The organism is Pseudomonas sp. LBUM1678 (assembly GCF_059695575.1).
On sequence record NZ_CP166775.1, the window covers coordinates 1,276,657 to 1,301,078 of the forward strand.

General features: G+C 58.6%; 25 protein-coding genes. 22 read left to right on the forward strand and 3 right to left on the reverse strand.

The features are described 5' to 3' along the window. The first annotated feature begins 141 nt into the window (after positions 1 to 141). The 5 genes from pyrG (at position 142) to ispD (ending at position 5,216) form a co-directional block, all read left to right on the forward strand. On the forward strand, positions 142 to 1,773 hold the full coding sequence (gene pyrG, locus ACA070_RS05600) for a CTP synthase (protein ID WP_131059170.1): 1,632 nt from the start codon (positions 142 to 144) through the stop codon (positions 1,771 to 1,773). Positions 1,774 to 1,778: 5 nt separating this feature from the next. Further along, positions 1,779 to 2,624, forward strand: a complete 846-nt coding sequence (gene kdsA / locus ACA070_RS05605) for a 3-deoxy-8-phosphooctulonate synthase (RefSeq protein WP_007949350.1) — start codon at positions 1,779 to 1,781, stop codon at positions 2,622 to 2,624. A gap of 148 nt (positions 2,625 to 2,772) precedes the next feature. Then, the gene (gene eno, locus ACA070_RS05610; protein WP_008154033.1) at positions 2,773 to 4,062 is read left to right on the forward strand and encodes a phosphopyruvate hydratase; all 1,290 of its coding nucleotides are present in this window, start codon (positions 2,773 to 2,775) and stop codon (positions 4,060 to 4,062) included. Between the two features lie 171 nt (positions 4,063 to 4,233). After that, positions 4,234 to 4,512 carry a cell division protein FtsB gene (gene ftsB, locus ACA070_RS05615; protein WP_008028992.1) on the forward strand — a complete coding sequence of 93 codons (279 nt, stop codon included), beginning with the start codon at positions 4,234 to 4,236 and terminating at the stop codon, positions 4,510 to 4,512. Next, a complete protein-coding gene (gene ispD, locus ACA070_RS05620) occupies positions 4,509 to 5,216 on the forward strand; it encodes a 2-C-methyl-D-erythritol 4-phosphate cytidylyltransferase (RefSeq protein ID WP_497450360.1) in 708 nt (235 codons plus the stop codon). The genes ftsB and ispD overlap by 4 nt, the downstream gene beginning before the upstream one ends. A gap of 140 nt (positions 5,217 to 5,356) precedes the next feature. Here ispD and ACA070_RS05625 read toward each other — a convergent pair whose 3' ends face one another. Beyond that, a complete protein-coding gene (locus tag ACA070_RS05625) occupies positions 5,357 to 6,253 on the reverse strand; it encodes a LysR substrate-binding domain-containing protein (RefSeq protein WP_497450361.1) in 897 nt (298 codons plus the stop codon). 107 nt (positions 6,254 to 6,360) lie between these two features. Between ACA070_RS05625 and ACA070_RS05630 the strand changes: the two genes are divergently transcribed. From ACA070_RS05630 to rpoS, 8 genes are all read left to right on the forward strand, one after another. After that, entirely contained in the window at positions 6,361 to 7,473 is a 1,113-nt protein-coding gene (locus tag ACA070_RS05630) for an S-(hydroxymethyl)glutathione dehydrogenase/class III alcohol dehydrogenase (RefSeq protein ID WP_131059174.1), read from the forward strand. Positions 7,474 to 7,481: 8 nt separating this feature from the next. Further along, entirely contained in the window at positions 7,482 to 8,327 is an 846-nt protein-coding gene (gene fghA / locus ACA070_RS05635) for an S-formylglutathione hydrolase (RefSeq protein WP_497450362.1), read from the forward strand. Between the two features lie 43 nt (positions 8,328 to 8,370). Further along, entirely contained in the window at positions 8,371 to 8,844 is a 474-nt protein-coding gene (ispF, locus tag ACA070_RS05640; RefSeq protein WP_010462780.1) for a 2-C-methyl-D-erythritol 2,4-cyclodiphosphate synthase, read from the forward strand. Further along, positions 8,841 to 9,899 carry a tRNA pseudouridine(13) synthase TruD gene (truD, locus tag ACA070_RS05645; RefSeq protein WP_497450363.1) on the forward strand — a complete coding sequence of 353 codons (1,059 nt, stop codon included), beginning with the start codon at positions 8,841 to 8,843 and terminating at the stop codon, positions 9,897 to 9,899. The genes ispF and truD overlap by 4 nt, the downstream gene beginning before the upstream one ends. Next, complete coding sequence (surE, locus tag ACA070_RS05650) at positions 9,887 to 10,636, forward strand: 5'/3'-nucleotidase SurE (protein ID WP_497450364.1); 750 nt, start codon at positions 9,887 to 9,889, stop codon at positions 10,634 to 10,636. Before truD ends, surE begins: the two co-directional genes overlap by 13 nt. A 41-nt stretch (positions 10,637 to 10,677) precedes the next feature. Beyond that, the gene (locus ACA070_RS05655; RefSeq protein WP_010462773.1) at positions 10,678 to 11,313 is read left to right on the forward strand and encodes a protein-L-isoaspartate(D-aspartate) O-methyltransferase; all 636 of its coding nucleotides are present in this window, start codon (positions 10,678 to 10,680) and stop codon (positions 11,311 to 11,313) included. A gap of 211 nt (positions 11,314 to 11,524) precedes the next feature. Further along, entirely contained in the window at positions 11,525 to 12,382 is an 858-nt protein-coding gene (locus ACA070_RS05660) for a peptidoglycan DD-metalloendopeptidase family protein (RefSeq protein WP_497450365.1), read from the forward strand. Between the two features lie 105 nt (positions 12,383 to 12,487). Further along, positions 12,488 to 13,495 carry an RNA polymerase sigma factor RpoS gene (rpoS, locus tag ACA070_RS05665; RefSeq protein ID WP_403106961.1) on the forward strand — a complete coding sequence of 336 codons (1,008 nt, stop codon included), beginning with the start codon at positions 12,488 to 12,490 and terminating at the stop codon, positions 13,493 to 13,495. 470 nt (positions 13,496 to 13,965) lie between these two features. Here rpoS and fdxA read toward each other — a convergent pair whose 3' ends face one another. Together fdxA and mutS are read right to left on the reverse strand one after the other, a co-directional pair. Continuing rightward, the gene (gene fdxA, locus ACA070_RS05670; RefSeq protein WP_497450366.1) at positions 13,966 to 14,304 is read right to left on the reverse strand and encodes a ferredoxin FdxA; all 339 of its coding nucleotides are present in this window, start codon (positions 14,302 to 14,304) and stop codon (positions 13,966 to 13,968) included. Between the two features lie 142 nt (positions 14,305 to 14,446). After that, positions 14,447 to 17,026: a DNA mismatch repair protein MutS gene (mutS, locus tag ACA070_RS05675; RefSeq protein WP_497450367.1), complete on the reverse strand. Its 2,580-nt coding sequence runs from the start codon at positions 17,024 to 17,026 to the stop codon at positions 14,447 to 14,449. Positions 17,027 to 17,225: 199 nt separating this feature from the next. Between mutS and ACA070_RS05680 the strand changes: the two genes are divergently transcribed. The 9 genes from ACA070_RS05680 to ACA070_RS05720 all read left to right on the forward strand — a co-directional run bounded on the left by ACA070_RS05680 (position 17,226) and on the right by ACA070_RS05720 (position 24,420). Beyond that, a complete protein-coding gene (locus tag ACA070_RS05680) occupies positions 17,226 to 17,960 on the forward strand; it encodes an XRE family transcriptional regulator (protein ID WP_497451917.1) in 735 nt (244 codons plus the stop codon). 486 nt (positions 17,961 to 18,446) lie between these two features. Next, positions 18,447 to 18,866: a tail fiber assembly protein gene (locus tag ACA070_RS05685; protein ID WP_461957454.1), complete on the forward strand. Its 420-nt coding sequence runs from the start codon at positions 18,447 to 18,449 to the stop codon at positions 18,864 to 18,866. Positions 18,867 to 19,010: 144 nt separating this feature from the next. Beyond that, positions 19,011 to 19,361, forward strand: coding sequence for a phage holin family protein (locus ACA070_RS05690; RefSeq protein WP_497315937.1), 351 nt, complete (start codon positions 19,011 to 19,013; stop codon positions 19,359 to 19,361). Between the two features lie 48 nt (positions 19,362 to 19,409). Continuing rightward, positions 19,410 to 19,922 carry a hypothetical protein gene (locus tag ACA070_RS05695; protein ID WP_497450368.1) on the forward strand — a complete coding sequence of 171 codons (513 nt, stop codon included), beginning with the start codon at positions 19,410 to 19,412 and terminating at the stop codon, positions 19,920 to 19,922. A 3-nt stretch (positions 19,923 to 19,925) separates the two neighbouring features. After that, a complete protein-coding gene (locus ACA070_RS05700) occupies positions 19,926 to 20,537 on the forward strand; it encodes a phage baseplate assembly protein V (protein ID WP_497450369.1) in 612 nt (203 codons plus the stop codon). A 9-nt stretch (positions 20,538 to 20,546) separates the two neighbouring features. Then, positions 20,547 to 20,879: a phage baseplate protein gene (locus ACA070_RS05705; RefSeq protein WP_497450370.1), complete on the forward strand. Its 333-nt coding sequence runs from the start codon at positions 20,547 to 20,549 to the stop codon at positions 20,877 to 20,879. After that, positions 20,876 to 21,871, forward strand: coding sequence for a baseplate J/gp47 family protein (locus ACA070_RS05710; RefSeq protein WP_497450371.1), 996 nt, complete (start codon positions 20,876 to 20,878; stop codon positions 21,869 to 21,871). Before ACA070_RS05705 ends, ACA070_RS05710 begins: the two co-directional genes overlap by 4 nt. After that, on the forward strand, positions 21,868 to 22,503 hold the full coding sequence (locus ACA070_RS05715) for a phage tail protein I (RefSeq protein WP_497450372.1): 636 nt from the start codon (positions 21,868 to 21,870) through the stop codon (positions 22,501 to 22,503). The genes ACA070_RS05710 and ACA070_RS05715 overlap by 4 nt, the downstream gene beginning before the upstream one ends. After that, on the forward strand, positions 22,504 to 24,420 hold the full coding sequence (locus tag ACA070_RS05720) for a phage tail-collar fiber domain-containing protein (RefSeq protein WP_497450373.1): 1,917 nt from the start codon (positions 22,504 to 22,506) through the stop codon (positions 24,418 to 24,420). It begins immediately after the preceding gene. Positions 24,421 to 24,422: the final 2 nt, after the last annotated feature.

Sequence of the window (24,422 nt, forward strand, 5' to 3'; positions counted from 1 at the left end):
TGTTTCATTTTCCGGTCTGTCCCAACGCGGCGGTTTTTTTGAAAGGTGCACTGTGAATAATGCAGGTGATCGGGGGCTTCGGCCTTCCTTCGCTTTCCCCGGCGGCTCGGACCGCTTTAACGCAGACTTCTAGGGTTTTTCATGACGCGCTACATATTCGTCACGGGCGGTGTTGTTTCTTCATTGGGGAAAGGCATTGCCTCGGCTTCATTGGCGGCCATCCTGGAGGCGCGGGGACTTAAGGTCACCATGCTGAAGCTGGACCCGTACATCAACGTTGACCCGGGCACCATGAGCCCGTTCCAGCACGGTGAAGTGTTCGTCACCCACGACGGCGCCGAGACCGACCTGGACCTGGGCCACTACGAGCGGTTCATCCGCACGACCATGACCCAGAACAACAACTTCACCACCGGCCGTGTCTACGAACACGTCCTGCGCAAAGAGCGCCGTGGTGACTACCTGGGTGCAACCATCCAGGTGATCCCGCACATCACTGACGAAATCAAGCGCCGCATCATCAAGGGCGCCGGCGATGCCGACGTGGCCATGGTCGAGATCGGTGGCACCGTGGGTGACATCGAGTCGCAACCGTTCCTCGAAGCCATCCGTCAACTGCGTTTCGAAGTCGGTGCCAAGCGCGCGATGCTGATGCACCTGACGCTGGTGCCGTACATCGCCACTGCCGGCGAAACCAAAACCAAGCCGACTCAGCACTCGGTCAAGGAACTGCGTTCCATTGGCCTGCAGCCAGACGTGCTGGTGTGCCGTTCCGATCACCCGATCGACATCTCGTCGCGTCGCAAGATCGCGCAGTTCACCAACGTTGAAGAACGTGCGGTAATCGCGCTGGAAGACGCCGACACCATCTACAAGATCCCGGGCATCCTGCACTCCCAGGGCCTGGACGATTTCGTTGTCGAGCGTTTTGGCCTGCAATGCGGTAGCGCCGATCTGTCCGAGTGGGAAGCCGTGGTTGACGCCAAGCTGAACCCGGAACACGAAGTCACCATCGCGATGGTCGGCAAGTACATGGAACTGCTGGACGCCTACAAGTCGCTGATCGAAGCGATGAGTCACGCCGGCATCAGCAACCGCACCAAGGTCAACCTGCGCTACATCGATTCCGAAGACATCGAAAACCAGGGCACCGCGCTGCTGGAAGGTGTCGACGCGATCCTCGTACCGGGCGGCTTCGGTCTGCGTGGCGTTGAAGGCAAGATCACCGCCGTTCAATACGCTCGCGAAAACAAGGTTCCGTACCTCGGCATCTGCCTGGGCATGCAAGTGGCCGTGATCGAGTTCGCTCGTAACGTGCTGGGCTGGAAAGACGCCAACTCCACCGAGTTCGATCGTGCAAGCGGTCACCCGGTCGTGGGTCTGATCACCGAGTGGGAAGATGCCACCGGTGCCGTCGAAACCCGTACCGAAACGTCCGACCTGGGCGGCACCATGCGCCTCGGCGCTCAGGATTGCCTGCTTGAGCCGGGTTCCCTGGTCCACGATTGCTACGCCAAGGACGTGATCGTCGAGCGTCACCGTCATCGCTACGAAGTGAACAACAACCTGCTGCCGCAAATCATGGAAGCCGGCCTGAAAATCTCCGGTCGTTCCGGTGATGGCGCGCTGGTCGAAGTGGTTGAAGCCCCGGATCATCCATGGTTCGTCGCTTGCCAGTTCCACCCTGAGTTCACCTCGACACCTCGCGACGGTCACCCGTTGTTCAGCGGTTTCGTTAAAGCAGCTTTGGTTCAACACCAGAAGAAGGCGTAAATCCGATGGCGCAGAAGATCATCCGTGTAGGCGATATCGAGATTGCCAACGACAAGCCAATGGTGCTTTTCGGTGGCATGAACGTGCTGGAAAGCCGCGACATGGCGATGCAGGTCTGCGAAGAATACGTCAAGGTCACCGAGAAACTCGGTATCCCTTACGTCTTCAAAGCCAGCTTCGACAAGGCCAACCGTTCCTCCGTGACCTCGTACCGTGGCCCCGGCCTGGAAGAGGGCATGCGGATTTTCCAGGACATCAAGCAAGCCTTCGGCGTGCCGATCATCACCGACGTCCACGAACCTGATCAGGCCGCGGTCGTCGCTGAAGTCTGCGACATCATCCAGCTGCCGGCCTTCCTGTCGCGCCAGACCGACCTCGTGGTCGCGATGGCCAAGACCGGCGCGGTGATCAACATCAAGAAAGCCCAGTTCCTCGCCCCGCATGAGATGAAACACATCTTGAGCAAGTGCGTGGAAGCGGGTAACGATCAGTTGATCCTCTGCGAACGCGGTTCGAGCTTTGGCTACAACAACCTGGTCGTCGACATGCTCGGCTTCGGCATCATGAAGCAGTTCGAATACCCGGTATTCTTCGACGTGACCCACGCGCTGCAAATGCCCGGCGGTCGCTCCGATTCCGCCGGCGGTCGTCGCGCTCAGGTCACTGACCTGGCCAAGGCAGGCATGAGCCAGTCGCTGGCCGGTCTGTTCCTCGAAGCCCACCCGGACCCGGACAACGCCAAATGCGACGGCCCTTGCGCTTTGCGTCTGGACAAACTGGAGCCATTCCTGGCCCAGCTCAAAGCTCTGGACGAACTGGTGAAGAGTTTTCCGACGGTAGAAACCGCGTAACATCGGAATCCGGTTGTAGGAGCCGGCTTGCTGGCGATAGCGTCCGTATGGGCCCCATCGCCAGCAAGCCGGCTCCTACAGATGTGACCTACAAGTTATAAATCGAGCGGCACAAAGCGTTTTCGTCAACTTTGGAGTGTTTACAACAATGGCAAAAATCGTCGACATCAAAGGTCGTGAAGTTCTCGACTCCCGTGGCAATCCCACCGTGGAAGCGGACGTGCTTCTCGATAACGGCATCATCGGTAGCGCTTGCGCGCCGTCCGGTGCTTCCACTGGCTCGCGTGAAGCACTCGAGCTGCGTGATGGCGACAAGAGCCGTTACCTGGGCAAAGGCGTACTCAAAGCCGTCGCCAACATCAACGGTCCGATCCGCGACCTGTTGAAAGGTGCAGACCCAAGCGACCAGAAAGCGCTGGATCACGCGATGATCAAGCTCGACGGTACTGAAAACAAAGGCTCCCTGGGCGCCAACGCGATCCTCGCCGTTTCCCTGGCTGCGGCCAAGGCAGCAGCACAGGACCAGGACCTGCCGCTGTACGCTCACATCGCCAACCTGAACGGCACCCCGGGTGTTTACTCGATGCCGGTTCCGATGATGAACATCATCAACGGTGGCGAGCACGCCGATAACAACGTCGACATCCAGGAATTCATGGTTCAGCCGGTTGGCGCCAAGTCTTTCTCGGAAGGTCTGCGCATGGGCACCGAGATTTTCCATCACCTCAAAGCAGTTCTGAAGGCCCGTGGCCTGAGCACTGCTGTCGGTGACGAAGGTGGTTTCGCACCCAACCTGGCTTCCAACGAAGACGCTTTGAAAGTGATCTCCGAAGCCGTGGCCAACGCCGGTTACAAGCTGGGCACTGACGTGACCCTGGCACTGGACTGCGCGGCGAGCGAATTCTACGAAGACGGCAAATACAACCTGTCCGGCGAAGGCCAGGTGTTCACCGCTGAAGGTTTCGCTGACTACCTCAAAGGCCTGACCGAGCGTTACCCGATCATCTCCATCGAAGATGGCCTGGACGAGTCCGACTGGGCTGGCTGGAAAATCCTCACCGACAAGATCGGCGAGAAGACTCAGCTGGTAGGCGACGACCTGTTCGTGACCAACACCAAGATCCTGAAAGAAGGCATCGATAAAAAGATCGCCAACTCGATCCTGATCAAGTTCAACCAGATCGGCACCCTGACCGAAACCCTGGAAGCCATCCAGATGGCCAAGGCCGCTGGTTACACTGCCGTGATCTCGCACCGCTCCGGCGAAACCGAAGATTCGACCATTGCCGACCTGGCCGTGGGCACCGCGGCTGGCCAGATCAAGACCGGTTCCCTGTGCCGTTCCGATCGCGTTTCCAAGTACAACCAACTGCTGCGTATCGAAGAGCAGTTGAATGGCAAAGCCAAGTACAACGGTCGCAGCGAATTCCGCGGTTAATCGTTAACTGGTAAAAAAGACACCGGATTGTGTCGGAAAAATCGCTACAGCGACGTTTTTGCCACTAATCTGATGCCTTAAGAGCACAAGCCTGGGTCTTCCAGGCTTCGTGCTATCAGAAGCTTCATAGTTTGGCATGGCTGTCTTTTTCCACTGGATACCTGATATTCGATGCGCAGTCCCAATTGGTTGTTCCTCGTCTTGCTCTTGCTGCTGGCTGGCCTGCAATACCGCCTGTGGGTAGGTAATGGCAGTCTGGCGCAAGTGGCCGAGCTGACTCAGCAGATCGCGGATCAACACGCTGAGAACGAGGGTCTGCTCGAGCGCAATCGGGTGATGGACGCTGAAGTCAGTGAGTTGAAAAAAGGCATGGAGACCGTTGAAGAGCGGGCTCGCCATGAGTTGGGCATGGTCAAGGACGGTGAAACCCTTTACCAGTTGGCCCAATGATCCAGTCGTTACCGGCCTTCTGGGCCGTGATTCCTGCCGCGGGCGTCGGAGCCCGTATGGCCGCGGACCGTCCCAAGCAATACTTGCAACTGGGCGGGCGCACTATTCTCGAACACAGCCTTGGCTGTTTCCTTGATCATCCTGCCCTGAAGGGGTTGGTGGTCAGTCTTGCTGTTGATGATCCTTACTGGCCGAACCTGGCGTGTGCTGCTGATCCGCGTATTCAGCGGGTAGACGGTGGCGACGAGCGTTCCGGTTCGGTGCTCAATGCCTTGCTGCATTTGCATGCTCAGGGTGCTGACGATGAAGATTGGGTGCTGGTTCACGACGCCGCACGGCCGAATCTGAGTCGCGACGATCTGGACAAGTTGCTGACAGAGCTGGCTGACGATCCGGTGGGTGGACTGCTGGCAGTGCCGGCACGCGATACCCTGAAACGGGTCGACAAGCACGGTCGCGTGGTCGAGACCGTGGATCGTAGCGTGATCTGGCAGGCGTATACGCCGCAGATGTTTCGTCTTGGGGCGTTGCATCGGGCGTTGGCTGACAGTCTGGTGGCGGATGCGGTTGTCACTGATGAGGCTTCGGCCATGGAGTGGGCAGGTTTGGCGCCGCGGCTGATTGAAGGGCGGTCCGATAACCTCAAGGTCACTCGCCCTGAAGACCTGGAATGGCTGCGACAGCGTTGGGCTAATCGCCGCTGAAAGGTTCGTTTGCTTTTCTACCGCCATCGCGAGCAGGCTCACTCCCACACTTGTTAGCGTTGCCCACTTTTTTGGTGTTCGCCTAGATCCACTGTGGGAGCGAGCCTGCTCGCGATAGCGGCCGGTCAGGCAACTCATAACTAAGCCCGGTACTCCGGCCGTTCGGCCAAACCTTCCTTCAAATAATCCACCAACTTGCGCACCTTCGGCGACAGATGCCGTTGCTGTGGATAAAGCGCCCAAACCGCTGTGTTCGGCGGCTGATGCGATTCCAGCAGAGAAATCAATTCACCGCTTTTCAGGTACTCCAGCACGTAATAGTCCGGCAGCTGACACAAACCAACGCCCTGTAGCGCCGCGTCCAACACTGCTTGCCCACTGTTACAGCGCCAGTTTCCCTGTACCCGTTGCGAAAATTCCCGCCCGTTCTGTTCCAGTTGCCACATGTCCGAACTACCGATCAGGCAATTGTGGCGGCTGAGTTCCGACAAGCTGTGCGGGCGACCATACCGTTCCACGTAGGACGGTGATGCGCATAAATACATGCGTCGCGGTGCCAGGCGTGAGGCGACCAGTCGCGAATCCTGAAGGCGACCGAGACGGATCGCCAGGTCCAGCCCTTCGTGCACCAGATCGAGTGGGCGGTTGCTCAGTTCAATGTCGACGCGCAGTTGCGGATAGAGCCCCATGAAGCGAGTCACCAGCGGCACGATGAAACGTTCGCCATACGCCACGGCGCAGGTCATGCGCAGCATGCCTTTGGGCTCGCTGGTCAAATCGCCGACTGCGCGCAAGGCTTCTTCCCGACCGTCCTGCAAACGCTGGCAATGCTGCAAAAAGGTTTGCCCGGCTTCGGTCAGCGTGACCCGGCGGGTGCTGCGATAAAGCAGACGGGTCTGAAGACGCTCTTCGAGGCGTACGATTTGTCGACTGATGTGAGAGGAAGAAACCCCTAGGCGTTCCGCAGCCGCCGTGAATTGGCTGCACTCGGCCACAGCGACGAACTCGTCGATCCCTTCCCAGCGGTTTTCGGACATCAAGGATTATCCCTGTATGGCAATAATGTTTTGCTTTTGTCCGGATTATTCCTCGTAATGCGGTGTATTACACTCCCTGTCTCGTTTTTATTCACTGGAGAATCCACATGATCAAGTCGCGCGCTGCCGTTGCCTTCGAGGCCAAGAAACCCCTCGAGATCGTCGAAGTCGATGTCGCCATGCCCAAGGCCGGTGAAGTTCTGTTGCGTGTGGTTGCCTCCGGTGTCTGTCATACCGATGCCTACACCCTGTCGGGCGCTGACCCGGAAGGCATTTTTCCGTCGATCCTCGGTCACGAAGGTGGCGCAGTGGTTGAAGCGATCGGCGAGGGTGTGACCTCCGTCGCCGTCGGCGACCATGTGATCCCGCTCTACACCCCGGAATGCCGCCAGTGCAAATTCTGCCTGTCTGGCAAAACCAACCTGTGTCAGGCGATTCGCGCGACACAGGGCAAAGGCCTGATGCCGGATGGCACGTCGCGCTTTTCCTACAAGGGCCAGCCGATTTTCCACTACATGGGTACCTCGACTTTTTCCGAGTACACCGTGTTGCCGGAAATCTCGGTCGCCAAGATTGCGAAAGAAGCGCCATTGGAAAAAGTCTGCCTGCTGGGCTGCGGTGTCACCACCGGCATCGGCGCGGTACTCAATACTGCCAAGGTAAAACCGGGTGACACCGTGGCCATTTTTGGTCTGGGCGGCATCGGTCTGTCGGCCGTGATCGGCGCGGTCAAAGCCAAGGCAGCGCGGATCATTGCCATCGACATCAACCCGGGCAAGTTCGAGATCGCCAAACAGCTCGGTGCAACCGACTGCGTGAACCCGAAAGATTTCGACCGTCCGATCCAGGAAGTCATCGTCGACATGACCGATGGCGGCGTCGACTTTTCCTTCGAGTGCATCGGCAATGTCCAATTGATGCGCGCCGCACTTGAGTGCTGCCACAAGGGTTGGGGCGAGTCGGTGATCATCGGCGTGGCCGGTGCCGGCCAGGAAATCTCCACCCGTCCATTCCAGTTGGTGACCGGTCGCGTCTGGCGCGGTTCGGCATTCGGCGGCGTACGCGGCCGTACCGAGTTGCCAAGCTACGTCGAGATGGCCGAAACCGGTGAAATCCCGCTGGATACGTTCATCACCCACACCATGGGCCTGGAAGACATCAACAAGGCATTCGACCTGATGCACGAAGGCAAAAGCATCCGCAGCGTCATCCATTTCTGAGGTCGGTCATGAGCCTGGAAAATATCTCCTGCCAGAAAAGCTTCGGCGGCTGGCACAAACGCTACAAGCACCGCTCCGATGTGCTTGGCTGCGACATGGTTTTCGCTGTGTACCTGCCGCCGCAAGCGGAGCAGGGCGGCAAACTGCCGGTGCTGTATTGGTTGTCCGGCCTGACCTGTACCGACGAGAATTTCATGCACAAGGCCGGCGCGATGCGCATGGCCGCCGAGCTGGGGTTAATCATCGTGGCGCCGGACACCAGCCCTCGCGGCCCAGATGTGCCGGGTGATCCGGATGGCGCCTGGGACTTCGGTCTCGGCGCCGGGTTTTATCTGAATGCCACGCAGGAACCGTGGTCGCGGCATTATCGGATGCATGACTATGTCGTGCAGGAATTGCCGTCATTGGTTGAAGCCCATTTCCCGGCATCGGACAAGCGTGGCATCAGCGGTCACTCCATGGGTGGCCACGGCGCGCTGGTCTGTGCCTTGCGCAATCCGGGGCGATATCAGTCGGTGTCGGCGTTCTCGCCGATCAACAATCCGATGGATTGCCCTTGGGGCCAGAAAGCCTTTTCCCGTTACCTGGGCGAAGACCGCTCGAAGTGGCGCGAATGGGATGCCTGCGCATTGATTGCCGAGGCTGACGAAAAGTTGCCGCTGCTGGTCGATCAAGGTGATCGCGATGATTTCCTTGCCACGCAGCTCAAGCCTGAAGCCTTGCAACAGGCCGCCAAACTGGCCGGTCATCCGCTGACGTTGCGCCTGCAGCCGGGCTACGACCACAGCTATTTCTTCATCGCCAGCTTCATTGACGACCACTTGCAGCATCACGCACGCGCCCTAGCCGTGTAATGCAGGTAGAATCACGCCCTGACAAAAATCGGGGCGTTTTTTTATGCGTATTGGCCACGGCTATGATGTGCACCGTTTCGCTGAAGGCGATTTCATTACTCTGGGCGGTGTGCGCATTGCACACGGCTTCGGGCTGCTCGCTCACTCCGACGGTGACGTCCTGCTGCACGCCTTGAGCGATGCCTTGCTCGGCGCCGCTGCGCTGGGTGATATCGGCAAGCACTTCCCGGATACCGACCCGACATTCAAGGGCGCCGACAGCCGAGTGCTGTTGCGTCACGTCGTCGCACTGATCCATGCCAAAGGCTGGAAAGTCGGCAACGTCGATAACACCATCGTCGCCCAGGCGCCGAAAATGGCCCCGCATATCGAATCGATGCGCGCGCTGATTGCCGCGGATCTTCAAGTTGAGTTGGATCAAGTGAACGTGAAAGCTACTACCACCGAAAAGCTCGGCTTTGTGGGTCGCGAAGAGGGCATTGCCGTGCATTCCGTTGCCTTGTTGCTGCGCGCATGAACGAAGCGCAATTGCTTGGCCCGCGGGCCTATGGTGAAACCCTCGGCACTGCGGTTCTAAAAGCCACGACAGAAGATTTTCAGGTCGATGAAGTGCTCGATATCCCCCTCAGTGGTGATGGCGAACACCTGTGGATCTGGGTGGAAAAACGCGGTCTGAATACCGAAGAAGCGGCACGGCGGATCGCCAAGGCGGCAGGTGTGCCATTGCGTACCGTCAGTTACGCGGGCCTCAAGGATCGCCAGGCGCTGACTCGCCAGTGGTTCAGCGTGCAACTGCCGGGCAAGGCTGATCCTGATTTGTCGGCGGCCGAAAACGACACGCTGAAAATCCTCAAGACCGGTCGGCACAAGCGCAAGCTGCAACGCGGTGCTCACTCGGCCAACGGTTTCACCTTGCGCCTGACGCAATTTGCTGGCGACACAGCAGCCATCGAAGCGCGGCTGCAACTGATCGCCAAGCAAGGTATTCCCAATTATTTCGGCGCCCAGCGTTTCGGCTTTGACGGTGGGAACGTGGTCGATGCTCGTGCCTGGGCCGCGCGCAAGGCATTGCCGGAGCAGCGCAATGTACGTTCGCGTCTGCTCTCTACTGCCCGCAGTTTTCTGTTCAACCAGGTGTTGGCCGCGCGTGTGGCTGACGGCACCTGGCAGCAAGCGCAGGTGGGCGACCTGCTGGCCTTCACCGACAGCCGCAGTTTTTTCCCGGCCGGTGTTGCCGACTGCAGCGACCCGCGCCTGGCGATTCTCGACCTGCACCCGACCGGTCCTCAGTGGGGCGAAGGTGACTCGCCGGCGACCGGCGCTGTCCATGTACTGGAGCAGGCAGTCGCCGCTCGCGAAGCAGATCTGCGCGATTGGTTGATTAACGCCGGAATGAGCCACGAACGTCGCATCCTGCGGCTGCCCATTGGTGGGTTGACGTGGCATTATCCCGAGCCTGACATTCTGCAACTGGAATTCGTCCTCCCGGCCGGATGCTTTGCCACCGTATTGGTGCGCGAGCTTGTCGATCTGGTGCCGGTGGGGCAGACGGACAGCCCATGCGTATTCTGATTTCTAACGACGATGGGGTAACCGCACCCGGTCTTGCCGCGCTTTATGCTGCGCTGGCGGATTACACCGAGTGCGTGGTTATCGCCCCGGACCAGGACAAAAGCGGCGCCAGCAGCTCGCTGACGCTCGACCGTCCGTTGCACCCGCAAACCCTGGCCAACGGCTTTATCAGCATGAACGGCACACCCACCGATTGCGTGCACCTGGGCCTTAACGGCTTGCTGGAACGCGAACCGGACATGGTGGTTTCCGGTATCAACCTGGGCGCCAACCTGGGGGACGACGTGTTGTATTCCGGCACCGTCGCTGCGGCCCTTGAGGGACGTTTCCTTGAGCGTCCTTCGTTCGCCTTTTCGTTGGCCTCGCGGCAAGTGGAGAACCTTCCCACGGCCGCTTACTTTGCGCGCAAACTGGTCGAGGCCCACGCTGACCTCGACTTGCCACCGCGCACGGTATTGAACGTGAACATTCCCAATTTGCCGCTGGATCACATTCGCGGAATTCAACTGACCCGCCTCGGGCACCGCGCACGTGCTGCGGCACCGATGAAGGCGGTCGACCCGCGCGGCAAATCCGGTTACTGGATCGCCGCCGCCGGGGATGCTGAAGATGGCGGCCCGGGCACCGATTTTCATGCGGTGATGCAGGGCTATGTGTCGATTACCCCGCTGCAACTGGATCGCACCTTCAATGATGCCTTCAGAAGTCTCGATGGCTGGTTGGAGGGGCTGCGCTAATGGCTCGTGAACAAGACGATATTCTGCGTCGCGGCATCGGCATGACTTCGCAGCGGACCCGCGAACGCCTCATTCAGCGTCTGTATGAGGAAGGGGTTTCCAACGCCAAGGTGCTGGAAGTCATCCGCCGCACACCGCGTCACCTGTTCGTCGACGAAGCGCTGGCTCATCGCGCCTACGAAGACACGGCGCTGCCGATCGGACACAACCAGACCATCTCCCAGCCTTATATGGTGGCGCGCATGAGCGAGCTGCTGCTGGAGGCCGGTCCGCTGGATAAGGTGATGGAAATTGGCACCGGTTCGGGCTATCAGACGGCGGTACTGTCGCAGCTGGTTGAACGGGTGTTCTCCGTGGAGCGCATCAAGGTTTTGCAGGACCGGGCCAAGGAACGCCTGGTGGAGCTGAACCTGCGCAACGTGGTGTTCCGCTGGGGCGATGGTTGGGAAGGGTGGCCGGCACTGGCGCCGTACAACGGCATTATCGTGACGGCGGTGGCCACCGATGTACCTCAGGCGCTGCTCGATCAACTGGCGCCAGGCGGGCGACTGGTGATCCCTGTCGGCTCCGGTGAGGTGCAGCAACTGATGCTGATCATCCGCGAAGAACAAGGCTTTTCACGTCGTGTTCTGGGGTCGGTGCGCTTCGTGCCACTGCTCAACGGGCCGCTCGCCTGAGCATTTATTCAGGCGCGCTGAATTCTCTTCGATTGCCCGGGTCTTACAGCGGCATCGATGGGTTAAACGGGATTCATCGGCGGGCAGCAAACGTGTGCGCGAAGCGATTTCGCTTCATTAAAGGTAAAGCCTGTCCGGCCCGTTATACTTGCGACATTTCGTGCCGAAACACGGCAATCCAAAATTTCAGCCACCACAAAGGGAGCGGCGGGTGAGTCTCACAGTCATTGCGCAGCGTATGGGTACAAAGAGCTTTCAGCGCCTGGTGACTGGCCTCGTTTTGAGCACCTTGCTGGTCGGTTGCTCCAGTTCCAAAACGAGTGACGTGCGTGTCGTCGACCGCAACAAGGGTGTCGCCCAGCGTCCGGCGGTGACCACGGGTCAGTACGTCGTTCGACCAAAAGATACGTTGTTCTCGATCGCTTTTCGCTACGGCTGGGACTACAAAGCCCTCGCCGCACGGAACAATATTCCTACGCCGTACACGATCCATCCGGGTCAGACAATTCGCTTCGATGGTCGCACCGGTTCAACCCCGGCGCCGATCGCCAGCGCTACCGATTCAACGCCTTCGTCGACGCTGAAAACCACGGTAATCCGGCGTCAGCCGAATGGCGCAACTACGAGCACAACGGTGGTTGCACCGTCCGTCGCCAACAAGCCGACCCCTGTTCCGATGCCGCCTGCCGGCCCGGCCCCGACCGGCTGGGGATGGCCATCTAATGGCATTCTGATTGGAAAGTTCTCCTCAAACGGTAGTTTGAATAAAGGAATTGATATCGCCGGGGATTTGGGACAGCCTGTTTTAGCTGCGTCTGATGGGACGGTGGTATACGCCGGGAGTGGCTTAAGGGGCTACGGCGAGTTAGTCATCATCAAACACAGCGACACCTACGTCAGTGCCTACGGACATAACCGCAGGCTGTTGGTTCGGGAGGGGCAGCAGGTCAAGGTCGGACAGACAATTGCCGAAATGGGGTCAACGGGTACAGACCGGGTGAAGCTGCATTTTGAGATTCGCCGACAAGGTAAACCTGTAGATCCGCTGCAGTTCCTGCCACGTCGTTGATTTGTTACCAGCCTGTTCCGTCACGTAGAGGGGACAGGCTCCAGCGTTGCCAAGGATAAAGGCGCCGCTTGAGCTTGGGGTCGAACTCACCAAAGGACTATAACAATGGCTCTCAGTAAAGAAGTGCCGGAGTTTGACATCGACGATGAGGTTCTCCTTATGGAGACCGGCATCGATACGGATTCGATGTCGAATGATGAAGGGGCTGCTCCACCTTCCGTTCGTGCCAAATCCAAACACTCCGCTTCGTTGAAGCAACACAAGTACATCGATTACACGCGGGCACTCGATGCCACGCAGCTGTACCTCAATGAAATCGGCTTTTCTCCATTGCTCTCCCCGGAAGAAGAAGTTCATTTTGCGCGTTTGTCGCAAAGTGGTGATCCGGCCGGGCGCAAGCGCATGATTGAAAGCAACCTGCGGCTGGTGGTGAAAATCGCCCGACGTTACGTCAATCGTGGGCTGTCGCTGCTGGACCTGATCGAAGAGGGCAACCTCGGACTGATCCGGGCGGTAGAGAAATTCGACCCTGAACGCGGCTTCCGCTTTTCGACCTACGCTACATGGTGGATTCGTCAGACCATCGAGCGCGCAATCATGAATCAGACCCGGACCATCCGGTTGCCGATCCATGTGGTCAAAGAGCTTAACGTGTACCTGCGGGCTGCACGGGAGCTGACTCAAAAACTCGATCACGAACCCTCGCCTGAAGAAATTGCCAACCTGCTGGAAAAACCAGTGGCGGAGGTCAAGCGCATGCTCGGCTTGAACGAGCGGGTTTCTTCGGTCGACGTCTCGCTGGGTCCGGATTCGGATAAAACCCTGCTGGACACCCTCACGGATGACCGCCCAACCGATCCATGTGAACTGTTGCAGGACGACGACCTGTCCCAGAGCATCGATCAATGGCTTTCGGAGCTGACCGACAAGCAACGCGAGGTGGTCGTACGCCGCTTCGGCTTGCGCGGCCACGAGAGCAGCACGCTTGAGGATGTGGGCCTGGAAATTGGCCTGACCCGGGAACGGGTCAGACAGATTCAGGTAGAAGGCCTGAAACGTCTTCGGGAGATTCTCGAGAAGAACGGCCTGTCGAGCGAGTCGCTGTTTCAGTAAGCGACACGCTTGAGTGGCATAAAAAATCCCCGACTGGTTCGGGGTTTTTTATGCCTGGGAGAAGGGGGGTATGCGACTCAGGTTTGTAGTCTTGCGCTGTAAGTCTTGGCTTACTCTTTCGTAAGTGTTCGTTATTTTTACAGTGTGGCAGTCATCCATCTTCTTGCATCCTCTAGGATATCTATTTGATTTATATGATTATTTTTATTTATTAAAAGCATGTGACAGAGGGTTTTCGCCATTTTGGCCGATTGCTCTTGGTGGGGAATTCTCTAGTATCTGAACTGTGTCGACGGACAGACACGCCCTTCAAGGATGAGGGGAATGGACATCGCAGGAAGCGATTCATCAGGACGATGAAAAGGAACACAGGGAATAGGGAAAAAATGTGGGCGGGTCAAACCGCCCCTTTTTTTGCCTGCAGAAAAGCAAAAAGGCCCGCAAGGGCCTTTTCGAGAACGCGGGGGTAATCAGCGTTCGAGGTCTTTGAGTTTGCTACCTACAGATTTGTTGATGACGCGATCAAACTCTTCAGCGTCCGGCATCGATTCTTTCTTCTCGGTGATGTTTGGCCAGATTTCGGCCAACTCAACGTTCAGCTGAATGAAGTTCTCCATGCCGGCAGGTACTTCATCTTCAGAGAAGATGGCCACGGCAGGGCATTCTGGTTCGCACAATGCGCAGTCGATGCACTCATCCGGGTGAATCACCAGGAAATTCGGGCCTTCGTAAAAGCAGTCCACCGGACAGACTTCTACGCAGTCGGTGTACTTGCACTTGATGCAGTTGTCGGTGACGACGAAGGTCATTTCTAATTTTCTCCTCAGGCGGCGGCAGCGGAGCCCCTTCACGTTGGGGTCGCCAGGTTCGGGAGCGATAGTCTGCAGGCCAGGCTATTAGCCTGCAGCATCCCAAACCGCGCGAGATTCTAACAGCTTGCAGGCAAGTGCGTTAGATCCGTGTCTTTAGTGTATAGAGCATTTCTAACGCGCGACGCGGTGTCATGTCGTCCAGATCAAGTTTGGCCAGTTCATCCAGCACCGGATGCGGCAGGCTGGCGAACATATCGCTCTGCTGCGGCGCGGCCGGTTTGCCTTTGCTTGGCTTCGGAACTTCATGCGGAAGAGCGGTGGCTTCCAGTCGACCCAAGTGCTCGCGAGCGCGCACGATCACTTCGCTCGGCACACCGGCCAGCTGCGCAACCGCCAGGCCGTAGCTCTGGCTCGCAGGCCCGGGCAGCACGTGGTGCAGGAACACGATGCGTTCGTTGTGCTCGGTGGCGTTGAGGTGAACGTTGGCCACCAGGGGCTGGGCTTCCGGCAACACGGTCAGCTCGAAGTAGTGGGTGGCGAACAGCGTGTAAGCCCGCAGATGTGCCAGGCGTTCGGCGGCGGCCCAGGCCAGGGACAGGCCGTCGAAGGTGCTGGTGCCGCGACCGACTTCGTCCATCAGCACCAGACTGCGTTCGGTGGCGTTGTGCAGAATGTTCGCGGTTTCGCTCATTTCGACCATGAAGGTCGAACGCCCGCCCGCCAGGTCATCGCTGGAACCGATCCGGGTGAAGATCCGGTCCACCAGCGACAATTCGCAACTGGCCGCCGGCACGAAACTGCCGATGTGCGCCAGCAGTACGATCAAAGCGGTCTGACGCATGTAGGTGGATTTACCGCCCATGTTCGGACCGGTGATCACCAGCATGCGCGTATTGTCGTCAAGGCTCAGGTCGTTGGCCACGAATGGCGTGGTCAGCACTTGCTCGACCACCGGGTGACGACCCTGGGTGATGCGCATGCACGGCTCGTCGACGAAACGCGGGCAGTTCAGGTCGAGGTTCAGTGCGCGCTCGGCGAGGTTGCTCAACACGTCCAGTTCGGCCAGTGCGGCGGCGGTGTCTTGCAGCGGCGGCAATTGGGCGATCAGGTCTTCGAGCAGCGCTTCGTAAAGCATCTTCTCGCGGGCCAGGGCACGGCTCTTGGCCGACAGCGCCTTGTCCTCGAACGCTTTCAGTTCCGGCGTGATGAAGCGCTCGGCACCTTTGAGCGTCTGGCGGCGGATGTAGTCGGCCGGCGCCGACTCGGCCTGCTTGCTCGGCAACTCGATGAAGTAGCCGTGAATACGGTTGTAACCGACCTTCAGGTGCGACAGACCGGTACGAGCCTTCTCGCGTGCTTCAAGATCGATCAGGAATTGCCCGGCGTTTTCGCTGAGCGATTGCAGATCATCGAGCTCGCTGTCGTAACCGGTCTTCAACACGCCGCCGTCACGGATCACCGCCGGCGGGTTGTCGATGATGGCTTTTTCCAGCAGGGCCGCGAGTTCCGGGTAAGTGCTGGTGGTCTTCGCCAGTTGAATGATGTGCGGCGCTTCCAGCTCGGTCATCGCCACTTGCAGCTCAGGCAGCGCACCGAGCGCATCGCGCAGGCGAGCCAGGTCACGAGGGCGGGCATTACGCAGGCCGATCCGCGCCAGGATCCGCTCGATGTCGCCGATTTCCTTGAGCTGCGGTTGCAGTTTTTCGAAACGGTAACCGTCGAGCAGGCAGGTAATCGAGGATTGGCGCGCCAGCAACACGGTGAGATCGCGCAGCGGACGGTTCAGCCAACGCGTCAGCAGACGGCTGCCCATGGCCGTCTGGCAGCGATCGACCACCGATTGCAGCGTGTTGTCGCGCCCGCCCGCCAGGTTAGTGTCCAGTTCCAGGTTGCGACGGCTCGCGCCGTCCAGCACCACGGTGTCGTCCAGACGTTCATGGCGCAGGCTGCGCAAGTGCGGCAGGGCGGTGCGCTGGGTTTCCTTGGCGTAGCTGAGCAGGCAACCGGCGGCGCCGATGGCCAGGGTCAGGTTTTCGCAGCCAAAACCCTTCAGGTCCTGGGTGGAAAATTGCTGGCAAAGACTTTTCAGCGCCGAGTCGCGCTCGAAATCCCACGGCGCACGGCGACGAACCCCACGACGTTTTTCAGCCGGCAAGTCCTTCGGCCAGTCATCCGGGATCATCAGCTCCACCGGATTGACCCGCTCCAGTTCCGCCAGCAGGTTTTCCCAGCCTTTGATTTCCAGCACGGTGAAATTGCCGCTGGTGATGTCCAGCACGGCGAGACCGAACAGACGCTCGTCACCCAGAACGGCAGCGATCAGGTTATCCCGACGCTCATCCAGCAGCGCTTCATCACTGACCGTACCCGGCGTGATGATCCGCACCACCTGACGATCCACCGGCCCTTTGCTGGTGGCCGGATCGCCGACCTGCTCACAAATCACCACCGACTCGCCGAGCTTGACCAGTTTCGCCAGGTAACCTTCGGCGGCGTGGTAAGGAATCCCGCACATCGGAATCGCCTGGCCGGCCGATTGCCCACGAGCGGTCAGGGTGATGTCCAGCAGCTTGGCGGCCTTCTTCGCGTCTTCGTAGAAGATCTCGTAGAAATCGCCCATGCGGTAGAACATCAGCTGGTCGGGGTGCTGGTTCTTCAGGCGCCAGTACTGTTGCATCATCGGCGTGTGGGAGGACAGATCGGAGAGTGCTTTATTCATCGGATATCAGGCAAATTCGTTGAAAGGTGTAGGGCAAAGGAGGGACATCGGCCCGGCTTTTCCGCGATGGGCGCAAGGTTAACATGAGCGGTCTGCCGGACGCAGGCATGAAAGCCCTGCTGCACCTTTCTGCTGTCTATGCACGATTTATGCAAAACAGCATTTGTCTTCCGAAAAAAGTTCAAGCACTATGCCCGTTATGCAAAAACGCAATGTTTCTACCGTCCTAAGAGCGCTGCTCGATCAGCACGGGATCTCCCCCACGGAGCTTCACCGTCGCACCGGCGTGCCTCAATCCACTCTCTCGCGGATCCTCAGCGGGAAGATCGTCGATCCTTCGGATAAACACATTTCGAAGATCGCCGAGTACTTCGCCGTGAGCACCGATCAGTTGCGGGGGCGCGCGGATGTCGCTGCCACCGCCAATACCGGGCGCGATGAATTGCATTCCGAACTCAAGGACATAAGTCTGTGGGACGACGATACGCCCGTCGATGACGACGAGGTGTCGGTCCCCTTTCTTCGCGAGGTTGAATTGGCCGCTGGATCAGGAAGATTCGTCATCGAAGAGAGCGAACGCTCTAGCCTGCGTTTCGGCAAGCGCAGTTTGCGCCACAACGGCGTGCAGTTCGACCAGGCCAAATGCGTGACGGTGCGCGGCAACAGCATGTTGCCGGTGCTGCGCGATGGCGCCACCGTTGGCGTGAATGCGGGTAAATGCGGGATTGGCGACATCATTGATGGCGACCTGTATGCCATCAACCACAACGGCCAGTTGCGAGTGAAACAGCTTTATCGCTTGCCCACCGGCATTCGCCTGCGCAGCTTCAATCGCGATGAACACCCGGACGAGGACTACACCTTCCAGGAAGTCCAGGAAGAGCAAATTGTCATCCTCGGTCACGTTTTCTGGTGGGGCATGTACGCCCGTTAACCTCCCCGCTGTCCGTGAAACCCGCCCGAGAGCGGGTTTTTTTTCGCCTGCCAAAAACCCTTAGCGCCTTTGTTTTCGGGACTCTAATGCGCCAGTGCATTTTATACGCATAAATAAATGCATTTATGCATTGACTGTATATGCATCCATGCATATTCTTTGTCTCAAGCCGCTCAACAAAGCAGCTCGAAACGAAGCTCTTTAGTTCCACCACAAAGGCAGCGATGAACCGGCCTCAACGGTTCAGAGGGTTGGCAACTGACCCGGGTGTGCAGCGTAAAGCACCAGAAGCAGTTATCCGGCGGGCAGGGACCGCGGTCGGAAAAACAATCTGAATGGATCCGTACCGCGCCAGTAGCGCCGAAAGATCAACGCGAAGGACCGCATTACTGAAAAGCCCGGAACGCTCCGGGCTTTTTGGAATGCCTACCTACGGTCAGGCAGATAAAAGCGTGCCGGATGCCGGCAATCAATAAGGATATGAACATGAAAAAGTACGCCCGCGTTGTCGATGGAAAAGTCGACAACCTCTACGAAACCGTCAACGCCATCACGGATGAGTTCCCCGCCGATCAACTCTGGGTGGATGTGACCGGCACCGTCACCAGTCAGGTCGACTACTCGTATAACGCAGTCAACACAGACGGTGTATGGACGTTCAACTCCGGTTTTCCTTGGCCGCAATCTGTGTTGGGTGAGCAGTTGCGCAACGAACGAACTCAGCGCCTCGACAAACTCACCGCCAGCGTCGCGTCTTCGACCTTGCAGTTCAAAGTCGATCTGGGTGTTGCCACGGATGCAGAGGAGGCTTACCTGCAGGCCTTCAAGGAATATTGCGTCGCTTTCAATCAGGTGAATAAACAAGCTGGTTTTCCGCTGACCATCGTTTGGCCGGTACAGCCTTAAGCAAGCTCTGCCATCGCCATACAACGAGGGACTGCCCGGCCAACGCTGGGCTTTTTGGAGTGCCTGCCTACCGTCAGAGTCCTCAAGAGACACCGTTTTTGAAACAACCACACTTCATTCATCAATCACCCCGGGAGGCGTGACATGACAAACGAGCAACAAGCGTTGCTGGACATGCCGATCTGGCTCGTCATCGTCCTCGCGCTGGTGGGTGGGGTGTCTGGCGAAATGTGGCGCGCTGACAAGGAGGGCGCTCGCGGCTGGTCATTACTGCGGCGCCTGGCGTTGCGATCCGGAGCCTGCATGGTCTGCGGGGTGTCGGCCATCATGCTGCTGTACGCCGCAGGTATGTCGATGTGGGCTGCGGGTGCGTTTGGCTGCCTGACGGCGATGGCCGGGGCGGACGTGGCCATCGGACTTTATGAGCGCTGGGCGGCCAAGCGAATCGGCGTTTGCGACGTGCCGCCGCGCGATTCTGGCTCTGATCGACAGTGACCAGGCCTCGTTGATCTTCGCATCGCTAAAAAGAAAAGGAGGCCATTAATGCCCGCCATCATCGAAAAGCCTTCGCAGCTGGTTTACGCCGTCACCGAGACGCTGCGCACTGCAATTGCAGGTTTGAAGGTATCAAGTCATCAAGCCTTCGACAGTACGGACGATTCCGCCTGGGTTCTGATTGCACTGGAACATGACGCATCCGGTGACCGTGGCAATGACGGACGCATCGCTCATGCAATGACGGTTTCGTTGCAGGTCGTATCGCCCGTTTCCGCTCTGGCCGCCTGCGATCTGGGTAGCCAGCTGAAAAACCTGATCACTGACAACCGCTGGAAACTGCCCGCCGATCAATGCGATCTGCCGGTGAGCATCGATGGCATTGCGTCCACGTTGATTAGCGACGCCCGGGAATACGACACCTGGACCGTTTCCTTCACCCAGACCTTATACCTCGGCCCATTGCTGTTGGACGACCCGTTGGGTACTCCGAAATTCGCCCGTACCTGGGAGGTGTCGAACATTGACGATCCGGACCAGTACCAGCCACTCGAGGAGTAATCCATGTTTGACGCACTGTTTAACCAGCAACTGGGCCCGATCATCGAGCGTCTGGCCGAAATGGAAACCGAGATTGAAGACCTGCATCGGCGCACCGACAGCCTCTGCCGCATCGGCGTGTGCGAGGAAGTCGATGCGGTCAGCAATACGTGCAGGGTCCGCCATGGTGAATTGCTGACGCCGGCCATCCGGTTTTTCAACCCGAGTGCCGGCGCACAAAGCGAATCGCGCATTCCCTCCGTCGGTGAACAGTGCGTGCTGTTGAACCATGGCGGCGGCGAAAGCGGCGGTCAGTCTGTCGCGTTGTTCGGCCTCAATGGTGGCCAGTTTCCGCCGGCCTCAACGATGGCTTCGCTGACGCGTCGCCGCTATCAGGACGGCACCGAAAGTGGCTACGACGACGCCAGTCATGCCTTGCGCTGGCAAAACGGCCCGGCAGCATTCATCGGCACTCGTGAATCGCTCGAGCTGAGCATCGGCCCGGCCCGGTTGGTCATGACGCCTGAGGCGATCCAACTGCAATTGGGCGCGACCGGCTTACTGCTTGATGCATCCGGTGTGCACCTGAGCGGCCCCCTGGTGGATCACCAGGGTCGAGTCATTAGCACTGCATAAGAGTTTTCCATGATCGGAATCGATAGAAACACCGGCGTAACGGTCGACGACTGGCTGCAGTTTGTACAGCGCGCAACCCGGGCACTGACCACCCCCCTGGGCACTCGACAGAAGCGTCCTTTGTACGGCTCCCTGATCCCGGACCTGCTGGGCCAGAACCTCGGCGACGACATGCTGATGCTTGCCCAGAGCCATGCGGCGCAGGCGTTTTACAACGAGCAGAACGGCATTGGCGATTTCCAGCCTCAGGTCATTGTTGCCAGCCGCCACGGGGCAGGACTGCTGTTGCGTTTTGCCGGCAGCTGGAAAAACCGTAATCAAACATTCGAGGTAGTGACATGAGTATGTTGATACCCGGCCAGAACCAGTTGGCCGAACCTTCGATCGTCACCGTCGAGGCGTTTGAGGATCTGCTCGCGGAGTTCAAGACGTTTGTCGTCGAGTACGTCGCAGCCCGCTCCCCCGAGCGTGCGGCAAAACTCAAAGTCAGCCTCGACAACGAAAGCGAGTTGCTGACCCTGGCCCTTGAAGCCTTTTGTGTGCGTCTGCAAATCCACGAACGCAAGTACAACGCGCGGATCAAGCAGATGCTCGCGTGGTGGGCGACGGGTAGCAATCTCGATGCGCGACTGGCGGACATGGGTCTTGAAAGACAATTGCTGGCCCCGGGCGATCTCGCGGCATTCCCGCCAGTGGCCCCGGTTTATGAAAGCGACGATGACGCCCGGTTGCGTTATTACCTGGCGCCCCATGCACCTGCGGCCGGGTCGCGCATGCAATACCGTCGTGAGGTGTTCACCCTCGGTGAGCGGCCCGCCGTAAAGGTGGAAACCGCCGCTGCGGGCGAGGTGACGGTCACCTACATGTTCGACCCGGATGGCTACGCGGCGCAGGTCAAGGATGGCAACGGACGCCGCACCGCTCCCGGTGAAGTGATGGTCACCGTACTTGCCCGGGAAGGTGATGGCGCGCCCTCCGAAGCACTGCTTGATGGCGTTCGCCAGCATTTCGCCCGGCCTGACGTGCGCCCCGAAACGGACCTTGTCACGGTGCAGGGGGCGCACATCAAGACCTACAAAATCCGTGTCGTGGCGAAGATCAACGCCGGGCCTGATTCGGGGCTGACCCAGATTGCTGCGCAACAGCAATTGCAGGCGTATGCCGATGCCTGTCATCGACTGGAAGGGCGGGTGGATCCGAGCTGGATCGACTACACGTTGCACAGTGCAGGCGCGGTTCAGTTGCAGATCCTCGAACCGCTGGCGCCGATTGTAACCACGGCTTTCCAGGCCCCGTATTGCACGGGTGTCGAGGTCGAGGTGGACACGTTATGAGTGACGACACGCCTCGTCCGAGCCTGTTGCCGGCCAACAGTTCGCCGCTGGAAAGGGCGCTTGATCTCGGTTTCGGCCTATTGCTTGAGCGCATTACACCGCCGTTTCCGGAGTTGATGAATCCGGCTGAAACACCGTTGGCGTTCCTGCCGTATCTCGGGGCGGATCGCGGGGTCAGCGAATGGAGCTCCGAAGCGCCCGAAGCTGAAAAGCGTTTAACGGTCGAGCTCGCCTGGCCCACCGCACGGCAGGCCGGTACTCGAAAGGCGCTGGAAAACGCCGCCAAAGGCTTGCAGTTGCAACCCGACGTGCGCGCCTGGTACGAGCAATCGCCGCCCGGCCAGCCCTATAGCTTTTCCGTCAGGGCCTTTACCGAAAAGCCTTACAGCGAAGAAATTGACGCCCGTCTTGATCGACGTCTTGCGGACGCTAAAAGCGAACGCGACACCTTGACGGTCTCCGTCGGCTTGAGCGCCTTCGGCAATCACGTCATCGGCGCGGCCACCGTGTGCGGCGAGCTGACTACGGTGTACCCGATTGTCATCGAGGGGCTCGAAGCCTCGGGCCTGGCCTTTATTGCCGCCGGGCTCTACACCGTCGAAACCTCCACTATTTATCCTCAGGGGTCCTAAATGGCCGACTATTACACCCTGCTTACCAATGCGGGGATTGCCTACGAAACTGCCTGCAAGGCGGCGGGCTTGCCGATCAAGTTGTCTCAGCTTTCCGTCGGTGACGGCGGTGGCGCCGTTTACAACCCGGCGGCAACCGACACCGCGCTCAAGCGCGAAGTCTGGCGCGGGCCGCTCAATGCACTGTTCCAGGATGAGAAAAATCCGAGCTGGTTGCTGGCTGAAGTGACCATCCCGCCGGATGTTGGCGGCTGGTATGTGCGTGAGGCGGGGATCTGGACCGATACCGGGATTCTGTACGCCATCGTGAAGTATCCGGAGTCGTTTAAACCGGTATTGGCGACGTCGGGGTCGGGTAAAGAGTTCTATATTCGCTCGATTTTCGAAACGAGCAACGACTCTCTAGTGACGCTGCTGATCGACGACACGGTGGTCAAGGCAACGCGCGCCTGGGTGATGGGTTACCTCGCGGACGAGTTGGCCAAGCTCGACGGCAAGCAATCGGTTCGCGTGGCCACCACGGAAAACATCGTGTTGAGTGGTGCGCAGCAGATCGACGGCGTCGCGGTGCTGTCTGGCCAACGTGTGCTGGTGGTGGCGCAAACGGCGGCGAAGGACAACGGCATTTATGTTGCAGCCAATGGCGCGTGGCTGCGGGCGACTGACGCCAACGCCAGCATCAAAGTGACGCCAAACCTGACTGTAATGGTCGAGGAGGGCGCGACGAACGGTGACTCTCTTTGGCACTTGGTCACGAACGGTCCGGTAACGTTGGGCACCACTGCGCTGAGCTTTGAAATGCTGGCGGGCAGAACGGGTGTCCAGGCTGGGACTTACAAGAGTCTGACGGTCGATAAATACGGTCGCGCCACGGCGGGTACAAATCCGGAAACGCTGGCTGGTTTCGGCATCAAGGATACTTACACGAAGCCTGAAATCGAGGCGATGATTGCGCAGGCTTCGGCGTTGCCGGTCGGGGCGATGGTCACCTTTCCAACGGAAAGCGTTCCGCCAGGTTTTCTCGAAGTCGATAACAGCCTGTTTAAAGACACTCTGTACCCTGATTTGGCGACCCATCTGAACCGCAAGTACAACTTGCCGGGTGATGCTGTGGGTTACACCCGTTTGCCTGAGTCGCGTGGCGAATTTGTGCGTGGCTGGGACCATGGTCGTGGTGTTGATCCGGGCCGGATGATCGGCAGTTGGCAGAAAGGCAGCATCGCAGCGATTGATACCAATATACCGGCCACCCAAACAATCGCCAGCAACCTCGCTGATCATGCTGCCTCGAGGGTAAAGGTTGGCTACGACAGTGGTGATACAGCGCTTTATTCGGGCGTGACGCTAATGGGGGTGAACCCTCAGTCGAACTTTGCGCTGCCCGGCGGTCCCGAGGTTACCTATGGCATCACGCGGCCAAACAACGTGGCGTTCATGTTGTGCATCAAAGCCTGGAACGCACCGATCAATCAGGGAAATATTGATGTTGCTGCATTGGCGGCTCTGGCCAGTCAAGCATCAGAGGCAAATCAGGGAACTGCTAAAGTAGCGACTCAAAGTGAGGTTGAGCTGGGAGGCGACGACTCGAAGTTCGTTACACCAAAAAAACTTCTGTTCGGCTATTCGTTCTCCGTAGCGACCACCGGGTTCATTCGATTGCCGAGATTTATTGGGGGATTCACTATCCAATGGGGAGTCTCCATCGTAAATGCTTCTGGTGACTGTTCTGTCACCTTGCCAACAACATACAACTCCAACCATTTCATGATTTTCGGTGTTTCGGGAATGAACACTCAGAAAGCGTACGCGTATAACGCACTTACGTTAAATGGCGCAGTGATTCCCTGCTACAACACAACTAATGGGGTTAAGTCCGGTGGCGGGTTTAATGTCCTATGGCTTTCAATAGGGAAATAACC